Source organism: Dyella japonica, from assembly GCF_040545895.1.
Classification (GTDB): Bacteria; Pseudomonadota; Gammaproteobacteria; order Xanthomonadales; family Rhodanobacteraceae; genus Dyella; species Dyella japonica_D.
The window spans coordinates 251,391-276,288 of record NZ_JBEPMU010000003.1 but is presented as its reverse complement, the minus strand read 5'-3'; the positions used below and the strand labels follow the sequence as shown (position 1 = coordinate 276,288).

Here is a 24,898-nt window from a genome sequence, read left to right as displayed (position 1 = left end):
CTGGTGACCTCAAGCCTCATGAGCAGGCCTCGATTCTCACAAAGCATGACTCGTCTTTACACAAGCTTTCTGAGAAATATCCAAAAAGCATCGGGTGCAGGGAGAGCGGCCCGCTTAGACAGCACGATCCTGTGCGATATCTCGAAGTTTTCCGGGAAGTCGGCAATAACCTCCGTTTCAATACAAGAGATATCTTCCTCTCTGAAAGCTGGAGGCGCAGAGTCAACAAAAAACGTCAACTCAAACTTGCGTTCGTTGTACATGGTGCAGGACACCGCAACAAGCTCTGGAAAGACTTGTCCGAGCAACGCTCGATTCGCGCTTAGGACAATGTCGGATCGCAAATTGTTCATGGATCATGCCTTGACGGAATGATGTAAATACCATCCTTTCCGTATCGCCAGCTATTTTGGATCGATGCCGTCCTCATGCGTTCCCTCCAGCAGTACTCCATTGGAAGCCGAAAATTGCCTGTGCAGTGTGCCAATCTCATCGATCTCAAATTTCAAGCGTAGTGATCAGCTTCTTAATGCCATGGACCATCGCGCCTGAGCTATCTTATGCCGGCGGGTGATGCGCCTCCAGGTTGAATTCACCGAGTTTCTCTTGGGTCGGCACATCTATTGGCTCAAGTTGTACCCTACGATTGAAGGCCTTGCCTTCCTCGCTTCCGTCTCTGTACAACGGATAGTTTATCGACTCCCCAATAGGTGTTCCCAATTGGGCGGGATGCACACCGTGATTTAGAAACCACTCGTAAACTGCTATGGCTTGACGTAGCGATAAATTCTGGCACTCGCTTGGTTCGCATTCTTCTACGTCAGCGTAGCCATAGACCTTCGCGCCAATGATGGGGTATCTGTTTAAAGCATCGAGTAATTCCCATAGTGTCTGCCTTCCTTCCTTGTCAAGAATCCTATCCATGTCCAGATAAGACTCGTAGGGATATGGTCTCCGTACTGGGAAGTAAATTGTCTTGAAATCAATAGATAGGTTTGGAGGAGAGTCAATTGCGTCATCAGCATGGCATGAGTTCACGAGGGTAATCAGGATAAGTGCAACGACTATGCTGCTCAAGGCGCTTAGCTTAATTGCCACAGCTTCCTCCCGTGTAGCCTTGACAGGCTGCCTTAACCGATTGCTCGGCGTTGTATAAGATATTTTCCTCAACTATTCCCCGTCCTGGCATCCAGGGATCTTTTGATGATCTGGAGTATTCTTGCGCTTTTTGATAATAGGCTTGCGTTCGATAGGCACCGATCTCATTATTTAGACGTTCTCCTCTATTGTTGTCAGTCCTTCCTCGTAAGCTGTCTGTCAGGCCATGTTTTCCCTCGTGGATCGCATTCTTTGCTAAATTCTTCAAATCGCTGTCTGGGCGCAATGCGAGTGTCGTTGTTCCGTCGTTCTTGTTATATGATGTTTTTCCTCCCTTTAAGCCATCTCCGTCAAAGGTTATGAGCACCTTGTTGCCGTCGTTAGGCGTTCCGATAAAGTCTAAAACAGTTTGAATGCCGTCTCTTTCATCGTCTGTTAATTGATCGCTTTTGACCGAATTTCTTGCGATATCCATGGCCGTATCAAAATCATTGCAATGATCATTGTTTGTGCAGCTGTATCGCCCATCTGGATCTAAAAACCGATAGGGATTGCCGTTGGCGTAAGTGTATCTATTGAAGTTATTGCCAGTGGTCGCCTTCACTCCCACCGGATCCACACTCAAGAACCGCCCAATCTCCGCGTCGTAGTAACGCTGCTGCATATACGTAAGACCGGTGGTCGCATCCATCACGTGGCCGGTATAGCTCACACCATCCACCACCTTGCCAATGGCCGCGCCGTAGGGTGTGTAATCGGTGCGTTCGGTGATTTCCGCGGGGATTCGTAAGCCAATGAACTGGCTGACGGCCACGGGGCTACCTTGGGCGTCGGTGTGCTGGTAGCGCACGGTGGCAAGGCCAGTAGAAGGGCGCTCCACCGCCGCCAGCAGCTGCGTGCCGAGGTAGATATACGACGTATCGCGCCACCCAGCGGATGAGGTGCTCAGATGATCACTGCGCAACAGCAGCTGGCCTGATTGGTTGTAAAAGCTGTCCAGCGCGCCAACGCTTCCGGCGCGCTGCGTGCGCGTGCGGCGACCATAGGCGTCGTAGAGGTAGGATTCTACGTCGCCGGGCGCGCCCGCTTCACGCAGGCGGTTGCCGATGTCGAAGAGGTATCGTTGACCGTTCTTGCTGCTGACGTTGCCGCGATCGTCGTACGCCAAGCTGATAACAGTGGTGTCGTTGCCATCTCGCAGGTTGGTCAGGCGGTTCCTGGCGTCGTAAAAGTAGCTCCGGGCACTGACACCGCCCAGGTTTGCATTGCGTAGGTTGTCGAGCCCGTCATAGGTGTAGCTCCATACGCCGTTTCCGCCAAATCGCGGCGAGGTGGCGCTAGTCAGACGGTCCAGGCCGTCGTAGGTCATCTGGCGCTGATAGGCGATGCCCCGCACTTGATCGAGGATGGCGCTAACGTTGCCATTGGGGTCGTAGCGATATTCGAGATCGAGGGTGCTGGTGTCGGTGATGCGACTGGGCAACTGCCGGATATTCTGCCGCACGGTTCGAATGAAATCGTCGCCGTAGGTGAAGCCGGCGATGGCGCCGTTGGGGTGGTAGCGGATGCCGGAGGCAAGCGTGCCTTCAGCGCTGGAAACTCTGGTCGGTTGGCCCAGGCCGTTGAGCGCATAGACGACGTCCACGTGGCCATCGGCATAGCCCGACAAATGGCCATAAACGTCGTACCGGTAATTCACCTGCACACTCGCCAAAGAGGCATTGCGGCTTTCCGATACCAGCAAGCGACGTTTGTTGTAGCTATAGCTGTTGGTGACGAATCCCGCCGCGCTGTCCGTGGTGATGACTTGCGCGGGCAAGCCGTCGGGTGTGTAACCCCAGCTCTGATTGCCTCTGCCGTCAGGAAACGAAAGTTGGCTGAGACGGTTGCGCTTGTCGTAGCTGCGCGTGACGACGCTTGCCGATGCGGCGGCTTCGTTGCGGTTGCAGTTGGTGGGATCTGGGAGGTTCAGGCCGCTGGCGGACCATGCAAGGTTGCCAGCGGCATCATAGGCATAGACAGTGGCGCCGGCTTCGGGGTCGATGGTCTTGCATAGTTGCTGTTGGGCGTCGTAGACGAAGCTACGAGTGAGCGACACCGTCGATGGCGGCGGCGGCGGCGGAGGCGGAGGCGGAGGCGGCGTGGGATCGCCACCGCCGCTGCCGGGATCAACTGTCACGCTGATCTTGCTGGAGATGGAGCCCATATTGCTCTGTACGCCAGCCCACAGCGTGTACGTCCCCGCCGGAACGTTCTTCCACTCATAGGTGTAGGAGAACGTGCCGCCATCGTTGTATGGCGTCAAATCGGAGCCGTGCAATTCGAACAGCGTATTGCCGTCTTTATAGATCCACAGGTGAATGATCGGCCCGTCGTAGCTCACCGCACCCACATCGAGCATCAGGGTGGCTGGAGCCTTGCGATCTCCAGTGACGGTCAAGCTGACGCGTGGCGGTATGTTGCAGTCCTGCGCAACACCCATCGATTGCGGTGGTTGACAACCCGCTTGAATTTGAGTGTCGGAGAAAGGCAGTGCGCGCGAGGGCGCCATGAGCGAAATAAGCAGACATCCGAGTATTGTCCACGCAGCTGCACGCCTGAGATATTGTTTCACACGTCGCCTCACACGCCAGCCAAACGAATTTGCGTATACGCTTCCTTCCATTTCCATCATCAACTCCTGTAATGGCGCCACTGGGGCGTGTCGCCGCGGAATAGGCAGGGGGGCTTGTGATCGCGTGCTAGCCTTTAGGTCCGGCACGCGTCACATCAAGTGGCTTGCCATAGCGATCACGGGATATCAGCGTGGATGTTGCTTCCGGTGCGTTAATGAGCACGGGCGCGCTGTCATCGGGCGTATCGAACGCTTGGAACTGTTCGGTGATCGCGTTGCCGCGCGGATCGGTCGTGCGACGCTGAAAGCCGGACAGGTACTCTGTCTTGGTGATCAACGGGCCTGTCTCGCCATCCTGGCGAACCTCCACGACGCGATCGAGTGCGTCGTAAGAGGTGGCGGTACCAGGTATGGCTTGCTTGACGTCGCTGATCCCGCGTGTGGGGTAGGACTCAAAGGCAAGGTGCCCTATGCCGTCGTATCGCTTGACGACCTGGCTGCCGGCATTGCTATCCGCCGTGTCTACATCCGCGGTAAATGCGGGACGTAAAAGCGCGTCGAAATAGGTCGTGGTCGTTCGGCTTCCGTCTATGCGATCACGACGCCAATGACCGGCGGCGATTCCCAATTCCGGCGCTGGCACGAAGCGATAAGTAAAGAGAACGGGCCGCCATGCCACGTCATCTCCAGGGGGGTACGTTATCCGCGTCAAGCGCCCCGCTGTGTCGTATAGGTAGCTCGTCGCGTATCCCGCTCTATCGGTGAAATTGGTGATCCATCCGGCGTCGTTGACGGTAGCCGACTCCGTGGTGCCATCGGCAAAACGTACCTGCGTCGGCGTGCCTCGGAACCAACTTAGGAATATCGTCGTGTTTCCGACGCCATCAGCAAGCGATGCGAACGTTCCGTCCGAGTTGTAGGTCATCGAGTGTTTCAACTTGCCGAAGACGTATCGTCGTACGGGCGATGCTTTGGTGTCGTAATCTACTTGCTCGATAACATCGCCGTTGTCGGCATCGACGCGGCGGCTCAACAGTCCGAGTACCCATAGCGTCCGGTTGTCCGCAAAGCTCGTGGTATCGGTCTTCGCGTAACCGAGACTGCTGGAAGCAGTCGCTTTGGTCGCGCGCGCAAAGCTATCGAATTCGTCGAAGTTGGCCGTGAACGATGCCCCGTCTTGCGTCAGTACTTGCGAGCTGATGGGGGTGTAGGTTTGCCCGTCCTTGTCACAGCGGTAGCACGGCGATTTTCCGATCAGCGTTGGATACGCCTTGCCGGTGCCATCGACGACGTAGGTGATTTTTTCTGTACGAAGTGCGGTGCTGCCGCTGCCCGTCTCCTTTTGAAGAAGCTTTCCTTCCAGCAGGCTGTAGCGATTGCTGAAGGTGTGCTTTTCCCATGCGCCGCTCGCATTGGTGACTGTGACTGTCTTGGTGGTGGGGCACGTAGTAGTACAGTTCTCGACAAAGCTCCCGTTGGCGGGGCCGTACTCATACGTCCAGGACATAGATTCTGTCATGCCGGGGCCACTGATCACTTTTTTGTCGATCGACATGGCGTCAATGATGTTTGCCTCCTGCACAAAGGAAGCACCACCTATGAGATACGAGCAGGTTCTTGGCACGTATGAGCGGCCGTGCCGACGGACGGTGAAAGTGAATTCGCCCCGTGCTCCTGAGGGGCCGGTCATGGCGATGCGCGTACTTGTGGCCGTCAGGCTCGGAGGTGTCCCACAGTCGGAACCGTTGGAATATGTCGTTGCCCCCAAGCTGCCCAGCATTGGGTCGACAGACCACTTGCTGCCGTCGGGAAGCTGAACTTCGCTCAAGCTGTCAGGATAGCCTGAGGTGCTGTAGACGTATCGCCAAACTCGTCCCCCCGCTTCCGCACTAACTAAGCGGCCCGAGTTGTTGTATCCGAGGTTGGTGTTGTAACTGAGGTTGATCGTTCGGCCATCATTGGATTCGATGCGTTTGAGCAATCGGGGATTACTTGCATCGTAGGTATAAGTGACCCAGTTTCCAAAGCGGTCCTCGACGCGAGTGGGAAATATCAATACTTCCTTTGTTGCGAGGTAACTGGTGCACGGAACCGTACATACGGCGTATGGTTTGGACAGCGTGCCGGCGGGACCCTCGGCGAACCAATTGAAGGTATACGTTAGGCCATTCGGAGATTTAGCTAGGAAGGCTTCCCCTGGGACTCCGTTGGCCGTGGAAGATAGGCAAGTAAATGCCCAATGGTCTGCCGTGACCCAATAGTAGCCACGTCCGTCATTCGGGACATTCGAATTGCCCGGCGCAACAACCAGCATCTTTTTGTCGCCTTCGCTGGGGACATACAACGAGTTCCCGGCCCAATATTCAGCCGAGGCGAAGGGAAAGGCAGGGTTGCCACTGGCATTGGGCGGCGTTGCCGAAAGATAGTTTGAGCGATCTACCGAACACCGCTGGTTGGGATTGTTGCCCGATGTCTGCCAACCAAGATTGGCGGCAAAAACGCCGTGCAAGTGAGGGATATCGAGCTCCCAGTTGCCGAGCTGTCCGGTTGGTGTTTTGGTAAAGAAGTGCTCGGGCGTAACCGTTCTGCCAAGGGCTACGGACAGCGCGTTGTTTCCGGGTAGTGAGATATCGGTAACCGAGAACCGGACCGTGCCGGTGTACATGCTTACCTGATCACCAAATAGGTCAGGCCCCAGAGTCAGCACTTCCGTGCTGGGTTTGGTCAGTTCAGTGAAGTCTTCGCCGACTTTGGTCTGCGCTATCGCAACCAAACTCAAGGCAAGCCCGGTCGCGCCGGCAAACCAGCTGATGTACTTGTTCATTGGCTCTCCCCGCCGCCAGCTGTTGTGGGGCTTGGGATGAGGCTAATTTGATCGCAAACAATTACGACAGCGGCTAGTGGCTCGTATTCACGCCAATGAACGCCACCTGGCGCGAGAGAGAGGGCCTTCTACTAGTCGGCATATCCTTGCGGGATTGTGGATGCTTGTCTGAAATGTTCTAGCGTCGGGAGCAACAAAGGACTTCAGGCATGGACAGCGTTTTGGCGTTCACGAGCCAGTGCTCGCCGGACTTATGTCAACCAGCGCGTCACCAGATAAACCAGTGGCGCGCATACCAGCAGGAACGGTATCGACACCGCATGCAGCAGCCGCATGCCGCGCGGTTGTTTCGCCAGGCGCAACGCGATCAGGTTGGCCAGTGAGCCGATGGCCACGCCGAAACCGCCCACGTTCACTGCCACGGCCAGCGCCATGGGATCGGGCGCGTGGCGCAACAGCAGCACGGTGGCCGGCACATTGCTGATCACCTGCGAGGCGAGGATGCCGCTGGCATAGAGCGTGAGCGGGTTTTCCAGGTTGATGTTCGCCAGTGCGTGCTGCACCGACGCCAGTTCCGCGAAATGCCCCAATCCGAGGAAGATCGCGGCGAACGTCGCCAACAGCAGCCAGTCGATGCGGCGCAGCGTGCCGAACTCGAGCAAGGCAAACGGCACCAGCAACAGCAGTGCACCGATCACGGCGTGGTTGTGTTCCATCATCACGACCATGCTGATCAGGGCCAGCACCGACAAGATGGCCTGCGAGCTCGACACCGGATGACCGTCGATATCCTCGGCGTGCAGGATCACGCGATCGCGCGGCATCCACACCAGCGTCAGCAACAGCACGAGCAGGAACATCACGCCGAACGCCGGCAGCATCTTCTGCACGAACTCGAGAAAGGGCAGATGCGTGTACTGCCACAGCAAGAGGTTCTGCGGATTTCCGATGGGGCTGAGCGTGGAGCCTGCATTTACAGCAAGCGCTTCCAACACCACCGTGCGCATCACGGGCAGGTTCGAGATGCTGCCGATGGCCAGCGTCAACGGCACCAGCAGGAATAGGCTCACGTCATTGGTGAGCACCATCGACAACAACGCCGTGGCGCTCACCAGCAACACGCCCAACCCGCGCAACGAATGCACGCGTTCGATCAAGGCCGCCGCCGCGTGCTGCACCAGCCCGCTGTCGCGGATGCCCTGGATGCAGATCATCAGGCCCAGCAGGCCGGCCAGCGTGGGCACCTGCAACCAGCGCTGATGGGTGGCCAACGGCTGTGGATCGATGATGGCGAGCGCGATCGCCAAAAGCGCGAAGGCGATGAGCAACCGTTCGTGCGCGAGACGTTTGATCCAGGCGGGCACTCAGTTTTCCCTTAGCAAACGCATGGGCGAGGTGCGGCTGACGCGTGCGGTGCCGGCGAGGCCCAGCAGCATCACCACGATGGCGGCGGCCAACGCAGCCAGCAGCAGCGAACCCAGCGGCGGCACGAAGTGTTCGATGTGGAAGATCGCGTGACCCAGCCACATGCCCGTGCCCGCAGCGCCGAATGCTGCGGTCAGCCCGGCCACCAGGCCGAGCAAAGCGAACTCGCACGCGGCAGCCATGCGCAGTTGCGTGCGCCGCGCGCCCAAGGTGCGCAAGAGTGCCGCTTCGTGGCGACGCTCCTGCGCACTGGAAGCCAGCGCCGCGGCGAGCACCAGGGCACCGGCGAGCAAGCTGAAACCCAGCACCCAGCGCACGGCGCCGCTTACCTGGTTCACAATCTCGCGCACGCGGTCGAGCATGGCGTCCACATCGATCAGGCTGAGGTTGCTGTAGTCGCGTGACATCTGCGCCAGCGATTCGGTGTGGCCACGCGGCAGGTAGAAGCTTGCGATCCACGTGTGCGGCAACGAGGCCGCGTGCGCGGGATCGAAGACCAGGAAGAAGTTCACGCGGAAGGACGTCCAATCCACCTTGCGGATGCTGCCCACGCGCGCATCGATGCTGCCTTCGCCCACGTTGAAGCGCATCATGTCGCCCACCTTCAGGCCGTACATGTCGCGCCACATGGTGTCGATGGACACTTCCGCTTGCGCGGGGTGATCGCCATGCCACTGGCCGGCGATCACTTCGTTGCTCGGCGGCAGGTCGGCGGCCCACGAGAGCCGCAGTTGGCGGTCTGACCAGTCTTTCGCGCGCTCGTCCTGGAAGTGCATCTGGTCGATGGGCTGGCCGTTGATGGCCGTGAGCTTGCCAACGGCGAGCGGCAGCATGTTGAGCTTCTCGCCGCCGATGTGCGCGAGCGTTTGCTGGAAGCCATCGCGCTGGTCGTCCTGCAGGTTGAGCACGAACCAGTTCGGCGTGTCGGCGGGCAATTCGCTGCGCCAACCTTCAAGCAGGGCGGGCGCTACGATCGCCAGCAGCAACAGCGCGACCAGGCCAAGGCTCAACGCGGTGGCCTGCAGCAGGCTCATGCCACGACGGCGTGCGAGCGCGGCCAGGCCAAGGCGCAACGCGGGATGCGCGCCGGGTGCCACGCGCCGGGCGATCCACAACAGCAGTGCCGACAGCAGCGCCGCGACGATGGCGACACCCACCAGGCTCACCGCGAGAATGCCGGCCAGCTTCGCCGAACCGCTCTGGCTCCAGATCAGCACCAGCGCCACCAGCGCGGGAACGAAATACAGCGCATCGAATCGCCGCACGCGCCGAGCCGCGCTCTCGCGAAACACCGCCACGGGCGGTACTTCGGCGAGACGCGCCAACGGCGGCAACGCGAAACCCGCGAGCACCGCCAGGCCCATCACCGCGGCCGCCACGGCCGGACCGAGTGGCAAGGTGGTGGGAATGGCGGAGAACAACTGGCTGGCGAAACTCCACGTGATCTGCGCGAGGCCCAGCGCGATCAAACCGCCGACGATCACCGATGGCACCGCAAGCAGGCCCAGCGTGCCCACCAGCAGGCCCAACACCTGCCGCCGCGGCGTGCCGAGCGCGCGGAGCAGCGCGACTTCGTTCGTCTTGCGGCGTGCGTAGCGTTGTGCGGCGAGCGCAATGGCTACGCCAGCCAGCAACGCGGAGAGCAGCGCCGTGAGGCGCAGGAACGCGCTGGCGCGGTCGAATGCGCTGCGCATGCGTTCCTGGGTCTGCTCCGGCGTGATCAGCTCCGCGCCTTGTGGCAACGTCTGCGCCTGCACCCACGAGCGCCAGTCCTGCACAGGTGACGGTTGCCCGGCCACCAGCAGGCGATGGCGCGCACGGCTGCCCACGCCCAGCAGGCCGGCTTGTTCGGCATCGCCGATGTTCATCAGTGCGCGCGGTGCCATCGCCACCAGTTCGCCGCCGTCGGGCAGGCGCACCAGTTCCGCGGCAATGCGCAGGTCGCGTCCGCCCAGCTGCACGCTGTTGCCCACTTTCAGGCCCAGCGCCACCAGCGCGCGATGATCGAGATAGACGGTACCAGCAGACGGTCCGTGGCCGATTACGGTGCCGGCCGATCCTTGCGCCAATTCCATCGTGCCGCGCAGCGGGTATGCATTGTCGGTGGCGAGCACGTCGAGCAACTGGCTCTGTTCATGCGCGAACGCCACGCTGGGAAAACTGGCGCCGCGGGTGACCTGCAAGCCGCGATCGCGCGCCTGGTCGGCGAAGTTCGCCGGCAAGGTCTGCGGCGCGCTGATGCCGATATCGCCGCCGATCAACTCCGCAGCGCTGGCGAGCACGCCACGCTCCATGCGCGCAGCCAACGTGGCGACCACGCCAAGCGCAACCACCGCGAGCACCAGCGATGCACCCAGCGTGCGCAGTTCGGGCAGATGCCATTCGCGGCGCAGGCTGCGGAAGGAAAGCGTGAGCAACCTCATGCGGGACGCTCCGTGATCCGTTCGATGCTCATGGCGCCGCCACCGCCGAAGCGCGCGGTGCGATGAGCACACGGCCGCTGTCCAGCGTCACCTGGCGCGAACAACGCGCCGCGAGCTTGGGATCGTGCGTGACCAGCACCAGCGTGGTGCGGTGATCATGATTGAGCGAGAACAGCAGGTCGCTCACATGCTGCCCGGTGCGCTGATCGAGATTGCCGGTGGGTTCGTCGGCAAACAGCAGGCGCGGGCTGTGCACGAAGGCGCGCGCAATCGCCACGCGCTGTTGCTCGCCGCCGGAAAGCTGCGCCGGATAGTGACGTCGGCGCGCGCTCAGTTCCACGGCCTCCAGCGCCTCGCGTGCCTTGGCACGCGCATCGTCGCGGCCTTCCAGCTCCAACGGCAGCATCACGTTTTCTTCGGCCGTGAGCGCAGGCAGCAGATGGAACGACTGGAACACGAAGCCGACCAGGCGGCGGCGAAGGTCCGCGCGTGCCTCCTCGTCGATGCGTTCGAGTGCGTTGCCGTCGAGTGCGATATGGCCGCTGGTTGGCGTGTCCAGTCCGGCCAGCAGGCCAAGCAAGGTGGTCTTGCCCGAGCCGGAGGCGCCGACGATGGCGAAACTCTCGCCCTCGCGCACCTGCAGCGATACACCGGTGAGGATGTCGAGCCGTCCCTCGGGTCCCTGCACCGACTTGCTAACATCGACCGCGTCCAGCAGGACACCCTTGGGGCCCGATTGCAGGCTCCCGGATAAAGCGGAGGCATTACCACTCATGCGTCGTTTCCTTTGTTGCCTGGTCGTGCTGTGGGGTGCCGTCGCCGGCACCGCCCAGGCGGCTCCGCCGAAAACCGTGCTCGTGCTGGGCGACTCGTTGTCCGCCGCGCACAACATCCCGGTCGAGTCCGGCTGGGTCCATCTGCTCGGCGACCGTCTCACCAAGATGGAGCCGGGTTGGACGGTGGTCAATGCCAGCATCAGCGGCGAAACGTCGTTGAGCGGTCGAAATCGTCTGCCGGCGTTGCTGGAGAAGACCAGGCCGGCCGTGCTGGTGATCGAACTAGGCGCCAACGATGGCTTGCGCGGCCTGCCGCTGGCCCAGCTGAAGGACAACCTGGCGGCCATGGTCGATGCCGGCCAGAAGGCACATGCCCGCGTGCTGCTGCTGGGCATTGAGCTGCCGGTGAACTATGGCCCGCAATACCGCGACGGCCTGCGCGCCCTCTACGCGGACCTGGCCAAGACCAGGAACGCGGCCCTGGTGCCGTTCCTGCTCGACGGCGTGGCGCTCAACCCCGAGCTGATGCAGGACGACGGCCTTCACCCACTGGCGCCCGGCGAGCCCCTGGTGCTCGACAATGTGTGGAAGGGACTGGCGCCACTGTTGCGTTAGCGTGAGGATAATCACAACCGCGTGTGAACCGGGCGCATGTTCTTTCACGTGACCCTCACGACGCCGGTCGTTAGCTGTTCACCTTTGTGAAGTCAGCTTCAGGAGGTACGGATGAGCTCGCGCGACGAACAAGCAGGACTGATCCTTCTGGTCGAAGACAACCGCCAGATCGCAGAAATGGTCGGCGAATTTCTGGAGCGAAGGGGGTATTCGGTCGATTACGCGGCCGATGGCGTCAGCGGCCTGCACTTGGCCGTATCGAACAGTTACGACGTGGTGGTGCTCGACCTGATGCTGCCGGGCATGGATGGCCTGGACGTCTGCCGCAAGCTCCGGCGCGATGCCAAGAAATCCACCCCGGTGCTCATGCTGACGGCCCGCGACACGCTGGAAGACAAGCTGGTGGGCCTGGAAGCCGGCGCCGACGATTACCTGGTGAAGCCTTTCGAAGTGCGCGAACTGGAAGCACGCCTGCGCGCGCTGATCCGTCGCGATCGTCGACAGGTCTCCACCGAAATCCTCACCGTGGGCGACATGACGCTCGATACCGCCACGTTGCGCCTGGTGCGCGGCGGACAGGAGCTCACCGTGTCGCCGATCGGCCTGAAGCTGCTGGCCATCCTCATGCGCGAATCGCCGCGCGTGGTCAGCCGCCGCGACATCGAGCGTGAAATCTGGGGCGACACCTTGCCCGACTCCGACACCCTGCGTTCACACCTCTACAACCTGCGTCGCGTTATCGATAAGCCCTTCGAGCGCCCGCTGCTACACACCATCCACTCCGCTGGTTATCGCCTTGCCGATCTCGAGTCGGAGGTGGCTTCTGCCTCGCAGCCGGCATGATCGCGTTCGCATGAGTTGATTATGGCCAGCAGGGGTAGTTCACAGCCCGCCCGGGCGTTCCGGCGCGGGCTGTATCATCGACGCATGGCAATCATTTTTGGCTTGCAGCTGCTGGCCATCGTGATCGTGTGCCTGATGGGCTTCTACAACGTCGCGCCCCTGAGCGCGGTGCTGGTGCTTATCGTGATCATCAGCGTGCTGTCGTGGTTTGCCGCGCGACGCCAGTGGGCACCGGTGAGTCGCCTGGCGCAGGCGGTGAGCGACTGGGACGAGCACTCCAGCGGCCTCGATGGCTGGCGGCCCGACCAGTTGCCGCGGCGCACGGACGCCGACGTCGCCACGCTGGCCAGCAGCCTCTACGGTTTCGCCAACCGCATCGCCGGATACAACCAGCGCGAACGCAACTTCACGCGCGATGCCAGCCACGAGCTGCGCAGCCCGCTCACGGTGATCAAGATGTCCGCCGACATGCTGGCGGACGATGCTTCCCTGGGCGATTTCGGCCAGCGTTCCGTGCAGCGCATCAAGCGTTCCACCCGCGAAATGGAAGCCTTGGTCGAAGCCTTGCTGATCCTGGCGCGTGAATCGGACAACGGCCTCACCGAGGAAGACTTCGTCGTCAACGACGTGATCCGCCACGAACTGCCCGACGTGATGGAGATGCTGGAAGGCCGCCCCATCCATCTGGAGTTGGAGGAACCGGCACGCTTCGTGCTGCACGGTTCGCCGCGCGTGTTCGCGGTGTTGTGCTGGCAGCTCATTCGCAACGCGTGCCAGCAGGCGGAAGGCGGCACGGTGGTGGTTACCGTGATGCCGGGCGTGGTGACGGTGTCGCACCGCGGCGAAGCCGTGCCGTCCCACGGCGCGAACCGGCACGGTTTCGAACTGGCCATCGCGCAGCGCATCAGCGAGCGCTTCCACTGGCCGCTTGAATTGCAGACGCGCGAAGGTCGTCGCCACGTCGCGCGTATCCGTTTTCCGGAATCCACGCCGGCGCCGGTGTAATCCACCGACGTTCGCGACACCCCGGTATGCACCGGGATGCCGCCATCTTCAGGCTTATTGCTTCAGCGACGGACTCACTGCGAATGCGCAGCCCGTCTTCGCCTTCACGTCGTCCAGCGTCACGCCATCGTGCAATTCGATCAGCGTAAGGCCCTTGCCTTTCTCCACCGAGAACACGCACAGATCGGTGATGATCAGGTCCACGCATTCCTTGCCGGTGATGGGCAGGTCGCACTGGTTCTTGATCTTGGGCGAGCCATCCTTCGCGGTGTGCTCCATCAGCACCACCACGCGCTTCACGCCGCTGACCAGATCCATCGCGCCGCCCGGGCCCTTCACCATCTTGCCCGGCACCATCCAGTTGGCGATGTCGCCGGTGCAGGACACTTCCAGGCCGCCGAGGATCGACAGATCCACATGGCCGCCGCGGATCATCGCGAACGACTCGGCGCTGGAGAAAAAGCTCGAACCGGGCAGGGCGGTGATGGTCTGCTTGCCAGCGTTGATCAGGTCCGGATCGACATGCGCTTCATCCGGGAACGGGCCGATGCCGAGCAGGCCGTTTTCCGACTGCAGCGTGACGTCCATGCCCGGCGGAATGTAATTGGCCACCAGCGTTGGAATACCGATGCCGAGGTTCACGTAGAAACCGTCCTGCAGCTCCTTGGCGGCGCGTTGCGCCATGGCCGTGCGGATCGGGCTTTCCTTGCCGGTGTTGGCGCCGGCGATGGTGCGGAACTCGATGCGCTTCTCGTACGACGGTCCCTGGATGATGCGATCGACGTAGATGCCCGGCACGTGCACGTTGTTCGGATCGAGCGTGCCGACCTCCACCAGTTCTTCCACCTCGGCCACGCAGACCTTGCCGCAGGTGGCGATCATCGGATTGAAGTTGCGCGCGGTTTCGCGGAACACCAGGTTGCCCAGGCGATCGCCCTTCCACGCTTTCACGATGGAGACGTCGGCGTGGATGGCTTCTTCCAGCACGTATTCCTTGCCGTTGAAGACCTTGGTTTCCTTGCCTTCGGCGAGCTTGGTGCCGAACGCGGTGCGCGTGTAGAAACCCGGAATGCCCGCGCCGCCCGCGCGCAGTTTCTCGGCCAGCGTGCCCTGCGGCACCAGATGCAGGTCCAGTTCGCCGGCCAGCACCTGGCGTTCGAATTCCTTGTTCTCGCCCACGTAGGAGGCATACACGCGCTTGACCTGGCGCGTCTTGAGCAATGGACCCATGCCGAAATCATCGACGCCGGCATTGTTGCCCACGATGGTGAGTCCCTTCGTGCCGGCGGCCAGCAGCGCGCCGATCAGGTTCTCGGGAATGCCGCACAAGCCGAAGCCGCCGGCGGCGATCGTCATGTCGTCGAACAGCAGGCCGTCGAGGGCTTGCGCTGCGCTTGCATAAACCTTGTCCATTGCGATGCCTTCTTGCAGGGGAGAGCCAGTTGCCAAGGATACGACGGATTGGTGACGGCTCATGCCTAGCGAAGGTCGCAGGGCCCCGAAACGGCCACGTGATGCGATTTCAACGTTGCTGGCTGACCGAGCATGGCGGTTCGGACGAGGCTTGACGCCTTTCGATTACGCGTGTAAACATAATGATCAATTACACGCGTAAACGGTGACGTCATGGCAGTCAGCGAGGCGGAAGCAATCATCATGGACGTGCTGTGGCGGGCGTCGCCACGCAGCGCCGAGGACATCCTCGCGGAAGTCGGCCCGCAACAGGGCTGGCAGGAAGGCACGGTCAAGTCGTTGCTCAATCGCCTGCTGAAGAAGAAGGCGGTGAAGGCCGAGCGCGATGGCCGACGTTATCTCTATGCGCCGCGCCTCACGCGCGAGCAATACGTGTCGCAGGAGAGCAAGGGTTTGCTCGACCGCCTCTTCGGTGGTCGCGTGGCGCCATTGGTGGCGCACTTCTCCGAGCAACGGAAGCTGTCGAAGAAGGACATCGCCGAGCTCAAGAAACTGCTGCAGGAGCTTGACGATGAGCAGCCCTGAGTTGATCTCCGCCATGTGGAAAGTGCTGTTGGCCTTGACGGTGGGGCTATGCGTGGTGCTGGCCTTGCGCGGGCTCTGCAGGCGTTGGCTCGGCGCCGAGCGCGCCTGCCTATTGTGGTGGCTTCCATGGCTGGCGGTAGCGGTCAGCCAGCTCCCGCACGCGGTCGGCGCCGTGCAAAGTGGATGGCCTGCCGTCGTAGTGACGATGACGTCGGCGGCAAGCTACTGGCAGGCGCCGGTGGCGGTGGAGTCCGCGTGGACATGGCAGGCGCTCATCCCGATGGTCTGGCTATTGGGAATAGCCTTCCTTGTGACGCGGATGGTCGTGTCGCAGCGTCGCTATCGGCGGCAACTGCGTGGCGCAACGTCGATCATCGGCACGGCGATTCACGCGGACGTACTCCGTGCATCGCGCAACGACATCGGCCCCGCGCTGGTGGGCATATGGCGGCCGAGCATTGTCGTTCCGCATGATTTTGACCGTCGATATGACGCGCGCGAGCAGGCGCTGGTCCTTGCCCACGAGGCGGCCCATGCATCGCGCAGGGACGTCTGGTGGTCTTTGTGCGCGCAGCTCACGGTGACGTTGTGCTGGTTCCATCCGCTGGTGTGGTACGCGCTGCGCGCCTTCCACCTGGATCAGGAGCTGGCTTGCGATGCGGCCGTGCTGCGCATGCATGCGGGTCAACATCGTGCGTACGCACAAGCCATGTTGAAGACGCAGTCGACATCCATGAGCCTGCCCATAGGTTGCAGCTGGTCCGTTCGCCACCCCATGACGGAACGCATCGCCATGTTGAAGCAGTTGCCGCCTGGAAGGGCGCGCCGTGTGGCGGGTCGTGTCACGCTTTCTATGATTGTCCTGATTCTCTCTGGCGGCATATACGCAGCCACGGCCAATGACAGCGCTACTTTTCAGCCCGCTCAGTCGACGGTCGACGACGCCTATCACGCGTGGCAGCACGCACGGGAGGCCTACATCGCCTACCTGCGGCGCGGTGGCGACAAGGGTCGTGCAAGCAACGCCACACTGGGATTGCCTGCGGCAGACAGCGGACAGTTCGGCAAGACCGTCAAACGCCTCGATGTAGAGGCTGGCGGTGGCTTCGCGCTCGCGCTTGCCGACGCGCGTGGCAACGATGCAGGTCATCTCGACTTCTTTGTTTTTCCGGTTCCCGATGCCGCATCAAATTATTCGTGGAAATGCACGAGTGCCGACATCCCCACCATTCAGTCCCTGCATCCGGAATGCCGTTATGCGCCGCAACCGAGCGCAGCGGAGCAGGCCTCGGCCGCGAAAAGGGGCCACCGGCTGAAAGTGGAGCTGGGCGTCAATGGCAAACCGCCACGACTTCACGCCGATGTCTGTCTCAAGGACGGTGGTCACTACGAAACGATCCAGGGCGGCGTGGATCCGCTTCCGGCCTGGAAAGTGAAGTTGGGCGTGGCCGAGGCGGCCGAAGGTCAGCTGGAGGTGAAAGCCGAGATCAGCGGAGGCAGCTTGGACAAAACGGTGTACCCCGCTATCCGGATGCCGCCGGGGCAAACAGGGACCATCCAACTTGGCGAGAAGGTCGCGGATGAGCATGGGCGGACAGAAGACCGGACGCTCAAGATGGATCTCACGCCCGGCGCAGGCTGCTGACAACATCCGGATGAGCATGGTGAGGTGGCTGGCTATACTCCCCACCAACGCTGTGGGGAGTACCGTCCGTGAAGTCGAGCCGTCTTGTCGCCGCCGTTGCGGCGCTGGGGATCGTGTCCATGAGCCATGCGGCGTCGCCGGTGCTCGTGATCCATGGCGGTGCGGGCGTCATCAAGCGTGAAATGAACCCTGCGAGAGAGAAGGCCGTGCGTGCGGCGCTGATCCAGGCGCTGCAGAGCGGTTACACGCAGCTGAAGGCCGGCAAGACCGCCGTGGATGCCGTGGCGGCCGCCATCACCGTGCTGGAGGACGATCCCAACTTCAACGCGGGCAAGGGCTCGGTATTCACGCACGACGGCAAGAACGAAATGGATGCCGCCATCATGGACGGTTTCACGCTGGAAGCCGGTGCCATTGCCGGCGTGCATCGCGTGAAGAACCCGATCCTGCTGGCGCGTGCCGTGATGGAGAAATCGCAGCACGTGATGATGGTGGGCGATGGCGCCGAGGCCTTCGCCAAGCAGATGGGCATCACCATGGTCGATCCGGCCTATTTCCGCACGGAAGAGCGCTGGCAGCAGTTGCAGAAGGCGCTCAAGGAAGACGCCAACGACGAAAAGCATTCGGACGTCGAGACGGCCAAACACTTTGGCACCGTGGGCGCGGTGGCGCTGGATGCGCAAGGGCATCTGGCGGCGGGCACATCGACGGGTGGCATGACGGATAAGAAGTGGGGCCGTGTTGGCGATTCGCCGATCATTGGCGCGGGCACCTATGCCAACTCCGGCTGTGCCGTATCGGGCACCGGCTGGGGCGAGTACTACATCCGCACCGTGGCGGCGCACGAGATCTGCATGCGCGTGACGCAGATGCGCGTGCCGCTGCGCCGTGCGGCGGCCGAGGTGATCAATCAGGAAATTCCGTCGATGGGCGGCAATGGCGGCGCCATTGCGTTGGATGCGAACGGCACGGTGTCGATGCCGTTCAATACCGATGGCATGTATCGCGGCTGGATCGGCGCCGACGGCGTGCCGCATGTGGCGATCTACGGCGACGAGGACGACGGTACGTCGGAACCGTTGCCGGCGGATGCGGCCTCTGCGTCCCAGCCGTAAGACACTGAGCTGCAGGGTTGGATGGCACTTGGGACCCAGACGTCCCAAGCAATTGCCTCACCGTCATTCCGGCGAAAGCCAGAATCCAGTGCCTTTTCTGGTCTCACATGAAGTCGTTGGATTCCGGCTTTCGCCGGAATGACGGTGAGGTAGGTTGAAGGCACCAACCTGCTCAGCCCAGTTTTTTATTCTTCATTCTCCGGGCGCTCGCGCACCGGATGCTTGCTGAGCTTGCGTTGCAGCGTGCGGCGATGCATGCCGAGGCGGCGCGCCGTTTCCGAAATATTGCCGTCGCATTCGGTGAGCACGCGCTGGATGTGTTCCCACTCCAGACGGCGCAGGGCCAGCGGCGCTTCCGGAGCGTCGATGACGTCGTCTTCGCTGGCGGTGGTGTCGCCGTCGAGCAGGGCGCGCACCACGGCGTCGGCATCGACCGGCTTGGCGAGATAGTCGTGGGCACCGCGCTTGATGGCTTCCACCGCGGTGGCGATGGAGGCGTAGCCGGTCAGCAGCAGCACGCGGATTTCGGGCACCAGTGCCTGCAGTTCGGGAATCAGGCGCAGGCCGTTTTCTTCGCCCAGCTTGAGGTCGAGCACGCAGTAGCGCGGCTGGTGGCGGCGCGTGAGTGCGCGGGCTTCGTCGGCGTTGCTGGCGGTGATGACTTCGAAGCCGCGCGAGCTGAGGGCGCGGGCGAGCACGCGGGCAAACGTGGCGTCGTCGTCGATGATGAGTAGTTGCTGGTCGCTCATGGTGTTTCTCCTCGGCGCAATGCCGATGTTGCATTTTCGCCGCTGCGACAACGCATTCACATGTGGCCATGTGCCACTGTGGCTATCCGCCGCAGCCGATTATGGCGCGGCGATCACCGCCAGCGGCAGGCGCAGGCGCATCTGCGCGCCGTGGCCGGTGTTGAGGGCAATCAGCTCGCCGGCCAGACGCTCGGCGGTGGCCTCGGCGAGCGCCAGGCCAATGCCCAATCCGGTCTGCTTGTGCGAACGGCCGAGTTCGGAAAGCTCGCCGGTGGGATCGGCGAAGCCTGGACCATGGTCGGCCACGATCAGCTCCAGCCAGCCATCATCGCGGCGCACGGTGAGTGCCACGGCCTGCGATTGATTGAGTGCGGATGCATCAGCGGCGTTGTTGAGCAGGTTGAGCAGGGCGTGGCGCAGGCCAGGCGGCGTGCGCAGCACGGTGCGTGCGGCTTCCTGGTCCAGCGCCAGCGCCAGGTCGGCTTCGGGGCGCAGGAGTTGAAAGCGTTCCAGGCAGCCGTGGATGAATTTGTCGACGGTGAGCTGTTCGGGTTCCTGCGACAGCTGCGCCTTGCCGAAGGCCACCATCTCGCGAAGGATGGTGCGGCAGCGATCGACCTGGCCTTCGAGCAGTTCGAGATCTTCCGCCAACGCGGTATCGCCCGCATGCTCGCGGCGCAGTTCCGGCAGCAGGGTGCGCATGGTCGACAGCGGCGTATTGAGTTCATGCGCAGCGCCGGCCGCCTGCGTGGCGATGGCGAGGATGCCTTCGTCGCGCAGCGCGCGTTCGCGCACGCGTTGCATCTCCAGCTGCTGCAGTCGTGCCGAGCGAGCCAACCGATTGATGAAGAAGCCCAGCAGCACGGCCATGATCACGAAGTTCACGCCCATGCCGAGCACATGCAGCGAGAAGTCGCCGGTGGAATACATCGACACCGGCAGCGGCACGTACCAGAACAGCAGGATGGCGTAGGCCGCGCCCACCAGCGCCGCCACTACCAGCACCGCATCGACGGTCAGCGCCGCCGCGCTCAACGCGATGGGGATCAGCAGCAAGGTGATGAAGGGGTTGCTCGCACCACCCGTGAAGTGCAGCAGGTAGCCGAGCACCAGCGTGTCCACGCCCACGTGCAGGATGGTTTCCCACTGGCGGATGGGCCAGGGTTGCGTGAGTCGCCACGCGGCGAACACGGCAAACACGGCCAGCAGTCCGATGCCGACCATGAGCGGCAGCAGCGGAATGTCCATGCGCATCCACAGCGCGCAGACGAGGACGGCGGCGCTCTGGCCGGCGATGGCGCAGATGCGCAGCCAGGCCAGGCTGCGGAACAGGGTGCGGGGGCCGATGCGTTGCTGCGTGGAAGGGCGTTTCATGCCGGCGATGTTAGCCGGTTTGCGCCGCCGGCCTGCTGTCGGGGCGGGTCGCTGCGTCACTTTGCGCCCTTAAAAAAACTCGCCCCGACGAGCGGGGCGAGTGGTATCGATCAGACTTCTTCGCTGTGCACGGCCGGTAGCGGCGTGTGCGCTTCGGAATGGCTGCGCGAAAGCTTGTTCATCAGCGGCAGCATGACCACGGCGACCACTGTGCAGGCGATGCCGACGAAGCCCAGCTTGTTGAACAGGCCCACGTAGATGTTCAGCGATTCCACCGGGCTGCTGATGTTCTCGGGCATGGCGGCCAGGTTGGCCACCACGCTGCCCAGGTACTGCGAGATACCCACGGCCACGTAGTAGGCGCCCATCATGAAGCCGCCCATGCGAGCCGGCACGTAGCGGGCGATCATGGCCAGGCCCAGGCCGCTCACCAGCAGTTCGCCCAGCGAGTAGAAGCCGTAGCCCCACACCATCGTCCACGAGGACACCTGGCCGTCCACGGCACTCATCGCGCCCAGGCCGTACATGAAGAAGCCCACGGCCACGGCACCGAAGCCAAGCGCGAACTTGAAGGCGACCGATGGATCCTTGCCCACCCGGCCAAGGCCGTTGTACATCGCCACCAGCACTGGGCTGAGGATGACGATCCAGATCGCGTTGAGGTTCTGGTACTGCTCGGGAATCCAGTTGAACACATGGACGCCGAACACATCGAACGAGAGGTTCACGTTCTTCTGCGCGAACAGGTTCAGCGAGGTCGCCATCTGCGCGTAGAAGATGAAGAAGAAAATGGTCTGCACGGTGAGCACGAGGGCGGCGATCAGGCCGGCGCGCTCGCTCTTCTCGGCGTTGCGGATCAGGTGCATGAAGATGCCCAGGATCACGATGCCGGCCAGGTACACGCAGATCTTCGCCGCCAGCAGGCTCTGCAGGATGAAGGCCGCCACCACCACCAGCACCAGCGAGGCGCCGATCAGCGCAAGCACGCGATTGGCTGCCACCGGCTGCTCATCCGCTGGCGAGCCGATGTGGGCCAGCGTGCGACGCATCAGCGAGTAGTTGACCAGGCCAAGCACGAGGCCCACGGCGCAGGCGCCGAACGCGGTGTGCCAGCCCATGGCGTCGCCGTAGTGTTCACCAACATAGTCGCGGATCCACGGCGTGGCCGTCATCGAGACCATCGAGCCGATGTTCACCGCCATGTAGTAGATGGTGAACGCGCTATCGATGCGGACGTCGTCGCCCTCGTAGATCTTGCGTACGAGGTTGCCCGCGTTGGGCTTGAAGAAACCGTTGCCGACGATGATCACGCCCAGCGACACATAGGTGAGCGTGGGGTTGTTCGAAGGAATCCACAGCATCGCATAGCCCAGCGCGAGCACCACGGCGCCAGTGACCATGGTGCGGCGCGTGCCGATGAGCTTGTCGCCAACCCAGCCGCCGATGGCCGGCGTGGCGTAGATCAACGCAGCGGCCGCGCCCCACACGAGGTTGGCCTTGGTATCGATGAAGCCGAGCTTCTTCATCATGTAGGTGACCATGAGCACCTGCATGCCGTAGAAGCCGAAGCGTTCCCACATCTCGATCAGGAAGACCGTGTAAAACGACTTGGTCTGTGAGACCGGCGGATTCTGGATTGCCATTCAATTGTCCGTACTGCGGTTCTGACAACGGCCGCGCTGGGCGGCCGGCTCGCGTAACCCCTGACGGGTCACAAAGTGGGCAAGCGTAACCCAACATTCATTCAGGCGACGTTGCGCTGCCGCATGAAGGAACCTGCGATCTGCCGGCCCTTCCGGTGATATGGCAAAATCGAGGTCTTATGCCCGTCGTGCACGGGCGCGGCCACGCCGCAATCTCACAGAGGACGACACCATGGCCGCAAGCGGTTTCCGAGGGCCCCGCCAAATCTGGAACGCCTTCAAGTGGTCCATGAAAGGGCTGCAGGCCGGCTGGCGCCACGAGGCATCCTTCCGGCTGGAGGTCTGCATCGCCGTAGTGCTGGTGCCGCTGGGGCTGTGGCTGGGCAATGGTCCGCTGGAGAAGATTGCCCTGGTGCTGCCGCCGGTGCTGGTGCTCTCGGCCGAACTGCTCAATTCGGCGGTGGAAGCGGTGGTGGACAAGGTCAGTCCGGAATTCCACGAGCTGGCGGGCCGGGCCAAGGACATGGGGTCGGCCGCGGTGTTCCTGCTGCTGGCCATGACGGCGCTCAGCTGGGGCCTCGTCCTGTGGCCGCGCTGGGTGGGCTGATGCCGCGGGCGGGGCGCCGTTCCAGGGCCTTGCAAGATTGCGCCGTCACATGCGGGATGCTGCAATGGCACCTCCACCGGATTGGAGCACCCCCATGAAACTTCTTCGAGTCCTTGTTTTGCTGTTGGTCGCCGCCGTCCTTTCGGGTTGCGGGTACAACGCCATCCAGCGCCAGGACGAGGTGGTGAAACAGCAGTGGTCCGAGGTGCTCAACCAGTACCAGCGCCGAGCCGATCTCGTGCCCAACCTGGTCAACACGGTGAAGGGCTATGCGCAGCATGAAGAGCGCGTGCTCACCGAAGTCACCAATGCGCGCGCCAAGGTGGGCAGTGCACAGATCACCGCCGACGACTTGAACAATCCGGAAAAGCTCAAGCAATTCCAGGCGGCGCAGGGTGAGTTGTCCAGCGCTCTGTCGCGCTTGATGGTGGTCAGCGAGAACTATCCGAACCTCAAGGCGGACGGTCTCTTCCAGAACCTGCAGGCGCAGTTGGAAGGGACGGAGAACCGCATTACCGTGGCGCGCAATCGCTACATTCAGTCGGTGCAGGAATACAACACGCTGATCCGCACCTTCCCGAACAATCTCACCGCGAAGATGTTCGGTTATCAGGTGAAGCCGAACTTCTCCGTCGAGAACGAGAAGGCCATTTCCACGGCCCCGACGGTCGACTTCAACGCCGCGCCGGCGCCTGCAGCCTCGGCGCGCTGACGTGATGCGGCGCGTGACGCGCCTGCTGCTCGTGCTGGCGGTGGCTTTGCTGCCGCTGGCGCTGTTGCATGCGGACGAAGCGGTTCCCACGCTCACGCGGCATGTCACCGACCTCACCGGCACGCTGACACCGCAGCAGGTCGACCAGCTCGACGCGCAGCTCGTCTCGCTGGAGAAGACCAAGGGCGCGCAGCTGGTGGTGCTGATGGTGCCGACCACGCAGCCGCAGGACATCGCCGAGTATTCGCTGGCCGTGGCGGAAGCGAACAAGATCGGGCGCAAGGGCACCGACGATGGCCTGCTGCTGCTGATCGCCAAGAACGATCGCCGCGTGCGCATCGAAGTGGGCTATGGGCTGGAAGGTGCCGTGCCCGACGCGGCCACGGCGCGCATCACGCGCGAATACATTGCGCCGAAATTCCGCACCAACGATTACTACGGCGGCATCCACGATGCCATCGGCGCGCTCACGCAGCTGGTCAATGGCGAGGCGCTGCCGCCACCGGTGGAGAGCGGCAATCGCGAGCGTCGTCGTGGCATCGACTTCGGGCACGTGCTGTTGATCGGCGTGTTCGCGGCCATCTTCCTGCGCAGCATCTTCGGGCGCACCACCGTCTGGTTGCGCACGCCGGTCGGCGCGGTGATCACCGGCGGCCTGGTGTGGCTGCTTGCCGCTTCGCTCGGCGCGGGCATCTTCGGCGCACTCATTGGCGGCGTATTGATGCTGCTGCCGGGTGGGGGCGGGCGATCGATCGGCGGCGGCGGTTGGGGCGGTTTCGGTGGCGGCGGGTTCGGCGGCTGGGGCGGCGGTGGAGGTTTCGGCGGCGGCAGTGGCGGCGGCTTCGGAGGAGGCGGCGGCTTCAGCGGCGGTGGCGGCAGTTTCGGCGGTGGTGGTTCATCGGGGAGCTGGTGACATGTCACGCACGCAACGTCTGCTGATGAATCTGTTTGACGGCTGGTTCCAGTTGCGCCGGCGTTTTCCCAAGAGCCTGCTGGATGAGATGGCCGCGGCCATCGCACATGGCGAAGGTGATCATCGCGGCGAAGTGTGCTTCGCCATCGAATCGCGTCTCGCGCCAGGCGCCGTATTCGCCGGCATGAATGCCGAGCACCGCGCGCGGCAGGTGTTCGCGCAACTGCACGTATGGGACACGCAGCACAACAGCGGCGTGCTGTTCTACGTGTTGATGGCCGAGCATCGCGTGGTGATTCTTGCTGACCGTGGTGTGGCGGCGGTGGTCACGCAGGCCGAGTGGGATGCCGTTCGCGACCATATGCTGGCGCGCTTCGCGCGTGGCGAGTGGCGGCAGGGCTGCCTGGATGGCATTGCCGAGGCGCATGCATTGCTGCGTCGCCATTTTCCGGGCAACGACAAGGATGCGCCGGACGAGTTGCCGGATCGGCCGATTTTGCTCTGAGCGATAGGCGCGAC

Annotated in this window: 21 protein-coding genes; 10 read left to right on the top strand and 11 right to left on the bottom strand. The window is 62.4% G+C overall.

The genetic code is table 11. The annotated features are described in order from the left end of the window. Positions 1 to 56: 56 nt before the first annotated feature. The 7 genes from ABIC75_RS11495 to ABIC75_RS11465 form a co-directional block, all read right to left on the bottom strand. Positions 57 to 353, bottom strand: coding sequence for a hypothetical protein (locus ABIC75_RS11495; protein ID WP_354013992.1), 297 nt, complete (start codon positions 351 to 353; stop codon positions 57 to 59). 205 nt (positions 354 to 558) lie between these two features. Then, complete coding sequence (locus tag ABIC75_RS11490; protein ID WP_354013991.1) at positions 559 to 1,098, bottom strand: OmpA family protein; 540 nt, start codon at positions 1,096 to 1,098, stop codon at positions 559 to 561. Beyond that, positions 1,088 to 3,712 carry an RHS repeat domain-containing protein gene (locus ABIC75_RS11485; RefSeq protein WP_354013990.1) on the bottom strand — a complete coding sequence of 875 codons (2,625 nt, stop codon included), beginning with the start codon at positions 3,710 to 3,712 and terminating at the stop codon, positions 1,088 to 1,090. The genes ABIC75_RS11490 and ABIC75_RS11485 overlap by 11 nt, the downstream gene beginning before the upstream one ends. Positions 3,713 to 3,839: 127 nt before the next feature. Beyond that, entirely contained in the window at positions 3,840 to 6,536 is a 2,697-nt protein-coding gene (locus ABIC75_RS11480; RefSeq protein ID WP_354013989.1) for an RHS repeat domain-containing protein, read from the bottom strand. Positions 6,537 to 6,787: 251 nt separating this feature from the next. Further along, on the bottom strand, positions 6,788 to 7,900 hold the full coding sequence (locus ABIC75_RS11475) for an SLC13 family permease (RefSeq protein WP_354013988.1): 1,113 nt from the start codon (positions 7,898 to 7,900) through the stop codon (positions 6,788 to 6,790). Then, positions 7,901 to 10,384 carry an ABC transporter permease gene (locus ABIC75_RS11470; RefSeq protein ID WP_354013987.1) on the bottom strand — a complete coding sequence of 828 codons (2,484 nt, stop codon included), beginning with the start codon at positions 10,382 to 10,384 and terminating at the stop codon, positions 7,901 to 7,903. Positions 10,385 to 10,412: 28 nt separating this feature from the next. Next, the gene (locus tag ABIC75_RS11465; RefSeq protein WP_354013986.1) at positions 10,413 to 11,159 is read right to left on the bottom strand and encodes an ABC transporter ATP-binding protein; all 747 of its coding nucleotides are present in this window, start codon (positions 11,157 to 11,159) and stop codon (positions 10,413 to 10,415) included. Between ABIC75_RS11465 and ABIC75_RS11460 the strand changes: the two genes are divergently transcribed. The 3 genes from ABIC75_RS11460 (at position 11,158) to ABIC75_RS11450 (ending at position 13,623) form a co-directional block, all read left to right on the top strand. Continuing rightward, on the top strand, positions 11,158 to 11,775 hold the full coding sequence (locus ABIC75_RS11460; protein WP_354013985.1) for an arylesterase: 618 nt from the start codon (positions 11,158 to 11,160) through the stop codon (positions 11,773 to 11,775). The two genes, ABIC75_RS11465 and ABIC75_RS11460, sit on opposite strands and share 2 nt — an antisense overlap. A gap of 111 nt (positions 11,776 to 11,886) precedes the next feature. Continuing rightward, positions 11,887 to 12,618 (top strand): response regulator transcription factor, encoded by a 732-nt coding sequence (locus ABIC75_RS11455; RefSeq protein WP_354013984.1) that lies wholly within the window; start codon positions 11,887 to 11,889, stop codon positions 12,616 to 12,618. Positions 12,619 to 12,702: 84 nt separating this feature from the next. Then, positions 12,703 to 13,623 carry a sensor histidine kinase gene (locus ABIC75_RS11450; protein ID WP_354013983.1) on the top strand — a complete coding sequence of 307 codons (921 nt, stop codon included), beginning with the start codon at positions 12,703 to 12,705 and terminating at the stop codon, positions 13,621 to 13,623. Between the two features lie 54 nt (positions 13,624 to 13,677). Here the strand turns inward: ABIC75_RS11450 and ABIC75_RS11445 are convergent, their stop codons facing one another. Beyond that, entirely contained in the window at positions 13,678 to 15,036 is a 1,359-nt protein-coding gene (locus ABIC75_RS11445; RefSeq protein WP_354013982.1) for a 3-oxoacid CoA-transferase, read from the bottom strand. Positions 15,037 to 15,249: 213 nt separating this feature from the next. Here ABIC75_RS11445 and ABIC75_RS11440 point away from each other — a divergent pair, with 213 nt between their 5' ends. The 3 genes from ABIC75_RS11440 (at position 15,250) to ABIC75_RS11430 (ending at position 18,381) form a co-directional block, all read left to right on the top strand. Beyond that, positions 15,250 to 15,621 (top strand): BlaI/MecI/CopY family transcriptional regulator, encoded by a 372-nt coding sequence (locus ABIC75_RS11440; RefSeq protein ID WP_354013981.1) that lies wholly within the window; start codon positions 15,250 to 15,252, stop codon positions 15,619 to 15,621. Continuing rightward, positions 15,608 to 17,266, top strand: a complete 1,659-nt coding sequence (locus ABIC75_RS11435) for a M56 family metallopeptidase (RefSeq protein WP_354013980.1) — start codon at positions 15,608 to 15,610, stop codon at positions 17,264 to 17,266. The genes ABIC75_RS11440 and ABIC75_RS11435 overlap by 14 nt, the downstream gene beginning before the upstream one ends. A gap of 119 nt (positions 17,267 to 17,385) precedes the next feature. Beyond that, positions 17,386 to 18,381: an isoaspartyl peptidase/L-asparaginase family protein gene (locus ABIC75_RS11430; RefSeq protein ID WP_354014347.1), complete on the top strand. Its 996-nt coding sequence runs from the start codon at positions 17,386 to 17,388 to the stop codon at positions 18,379 to 18,381. A 185-nt stretch (positions 18,382 to 18,566) separates the two neighbouring features. Here ABIC75_RS11430 and ABIC75_RS11425 read toward each other — a convergent pair whose 3' ends face one another. From ABIC75_RS11425 to ABIC75_RS11415, 3 genes are all read right to left on the bottom strand, one after another. Then, positions 18,567 to 19,130, bottom strand: a complete 564-nt coding sequence (locus tag ABIC75_RS11425; protein ID WP_354013979.1) for a response regulator transcription factor — start codon at positions 19,128 to 19,130, stop codon at positions 18,567 to 18,569. 99 nt (positions 19,131 to 19,229) lie between these two features. Then, positions 19,230 to 20,504, bottom strand: coding sequence for an ATP-binding protein (locus tag ABIC75_RS11420; RefSeq protein ID WP_354013978.1), 1,275 nt, complete (start codon positions 20,502 to 20,504; stop codon positions 19,230 to 19,232). 110 nt (positions 20,505 to 20,614) lie between these two features. After that, positions 20,615 to 22,147: a peptide MFS transporter gene (locus ABIC75_RS11415; protein ID WP_354013977.1), complete on the bottom strand. Its 1,533-nt coding sequence runs from the start codon at positions 22,145 to 22,147 to the stop codon at positions 20,615 to 20,617. Positions 22,148 to 22,379: 232 nt separating this feature from the next. Here ABIC75_RS11415 and ABIC75_RS11410 point away from each other — a divergent pair, with 232 nt between their 5' ends. The 4 genes from ABIC75_RS11410 to ABIC75_RS11395 all read left to right on the top strand — a co-directional run bounded on the left by ABIC75_RS11410 (position 22,380) and on the right by ABIC75_RS11395 (position 24,884). Beyond that, complete coding sequence (locus ABIC75_RS11410) at positions 22,380 to 22,754, top strand: diacylglycerol kinase (RefSeq protein ID WP_354013976.1); 375 nt, start codon at positions 22,380 to 22,382, stop codon at positions 22,752 to 22,754. Positions 22,755 to 22,848: 94 nt separating this feature from the next. After that, complete coding sequence (locus ABIC75_RS11405) at positions 22,849 to 23,466, top strand: LemA family protein (protein ID WP_354013975.1); 618 nt, start codon at positions 22,849 to 22,851, stop codon at positions 23,464 to 23,466. A 4-nt stretch (positions 23,467 to 23,470) separates the two neighbouring features. Next, on the top strand, positions 23,471 to 24,379 hold the full coding sequence (locus tag ABIC75_RS11400; protein ID WP_436407922.1) for a TPM domain-containing protein: 909 nt from the start codon (positions 23,471 to 23,473) through the stop codon (positions 24,377 to 24,379). A 1-nt stretch (position 24,380) separates the two neighbouring features. Beyond that, complete coding sequence (locus ABIC75_RS11395; RefSeq protein WP_354013973.1) at positions 24,381 to 24,884, top strand: TPM domain-containing protein; 504 nt, start codon at positions 24,381 to 24,383, stop codon at positions 24,882 to 24,884. The last annotated feature ends 14 nt before the right edge of the window (positions 24,885 to 24,898 follow it).

Excerpts from the sequence above, each read along its gene's own strand:
- ABIC75_RS11495 (WP_354013992.1), bottom strand. The coding sequence starts at position 353 with ATGAACAATTTGCGATCCGACATTGTCCTAAGCGCGAATCGAGCGTTG.
- ABIC75_RS11480 (WP_354013989.1), bottom strand. The coding sequence starts at position 6,536 with ATGAACAAGTACATCAGCTGGTTTGCCGGCGCGACCGGGCTTGCCTTG.
- ABIC75_RS11470 (WP_354013987.1), bottom strand. The coding sequence starts at position 10,384 with ATGAGGTTGCTCACGCTTTCCTTCCGCAGCCTGCGCCGCGAATGGCAT.
- ABIC75_RS11460 (WP_354013985.1), top strand. The coding sequence starts at position 11,158 with ATGCGTCGTTTCCTTTGTTGCCTGGTCGTGCTGTGGGGTGCCGTCGCC.
- ABIC75_RS11465 (WP_354013986.1), bottom strand. The coding sequence starts at position 11,159 with ATGAGTGGTAATGCCTCCGCTTTATCCGGGAGCCTGCAATCGGGCCCC.
- ABIC75_RS11455 (WP_354013984.1), top strand. The coding sequence starts at position 11,887 with ATGAGCTCGCGCGACGAACAAGCAGGACTGATCCTTCTGGTCGAAGAC.
- ABIC75_RS11450 (WP_354013983.1), top strand. The coding sequence starts at position 12,703 with ATGGCAATCATTTTTGGCTTGCAGCTGCTGGCCATCGTGATCGTGTGC.
- ABIC75_RS11445 (WP_354013982.1), bottom strand. The coding sequence starts at position 15,036 with ATGGACAAGGTTTATGCAAGCGCAGCGCAAGCCCTCGACGGCCTGCTG.
- ABIC75_RS11440 (WP_354013981.1), top strand. The coding sequence starts at position 15,250 with ATGGCAGTCAGCGAGGCGGAAGCAATCATCATGGACGTGCTGTGGCGG.
- ABIC75_RS11435 (WP_354013980.1), top strand. The coding sequence starts at position 15,608 with ATGAGCAGCCCTGAGTTGATCTCCGCCATGTGGAAAGTGCTGTTGGCC.
- ABIC75_RS11430 (WP_354014347.1), top strand. The coding sequence starts at position 17,386 with ATGAGCCATGCGGCGTCGCCGGTGCTCGTGATCCATGGCGGTGCGGGC.
- ABIC75_RS11425 (WP_354013979.1), bottom strand. The coding sequence starts at position 19,130 with ATGAGCGACCAGCAACTACTCATCATCGACGACGACGCCACGTTTGCC.
- ABIC75_RS11420 (WP_354013978.1), bottom strand. The coding sequence starts at position 20,504 with ATGAAACGCCCTTCCACGCAGCAACGCATCGGCCCCCGCACCCTGTTC.
- ABIC75_RS11415 (WP_354013977.1), bottom strand. The coding sequence starts at position 22,147 with ATGGCAATCCAGAATCCGCCGGTCTCACAGACCAAGTCGTTTTACACG.
- ABIC75_RS11410 (WP_354013976.1), top strand. The coding sequence starts at position 22,380 with ATGGCCGCAAGCGGTTTCCGAGGGCCCCGCCAAATCTGGAACGCCTTC.
- ABIC75_RS11405 (WP_354013975.1), top strand. The coding sequence starts at position 22,849 with ATGAAACTTCTTCGAGTCCTTGTTTTGCTGTTGGTCGCCGCCGTCCTT.
- ABIC75_RS11400 (WP_436407922.1), top strand. The coding sequence starts at position 23,471 with ATGCGGCGCGTGACGCGCCTGCTGCTCGTGCTGGCGGTGGCTTTGCTG.
- ABIC75_RS11395 (WP_354013973.1), top strand. The coding sequence starts at position 24,381 with ATGTCACGCACGCAACGTCTGCTGATGAATCTGTTTGACGGCTGGTTC.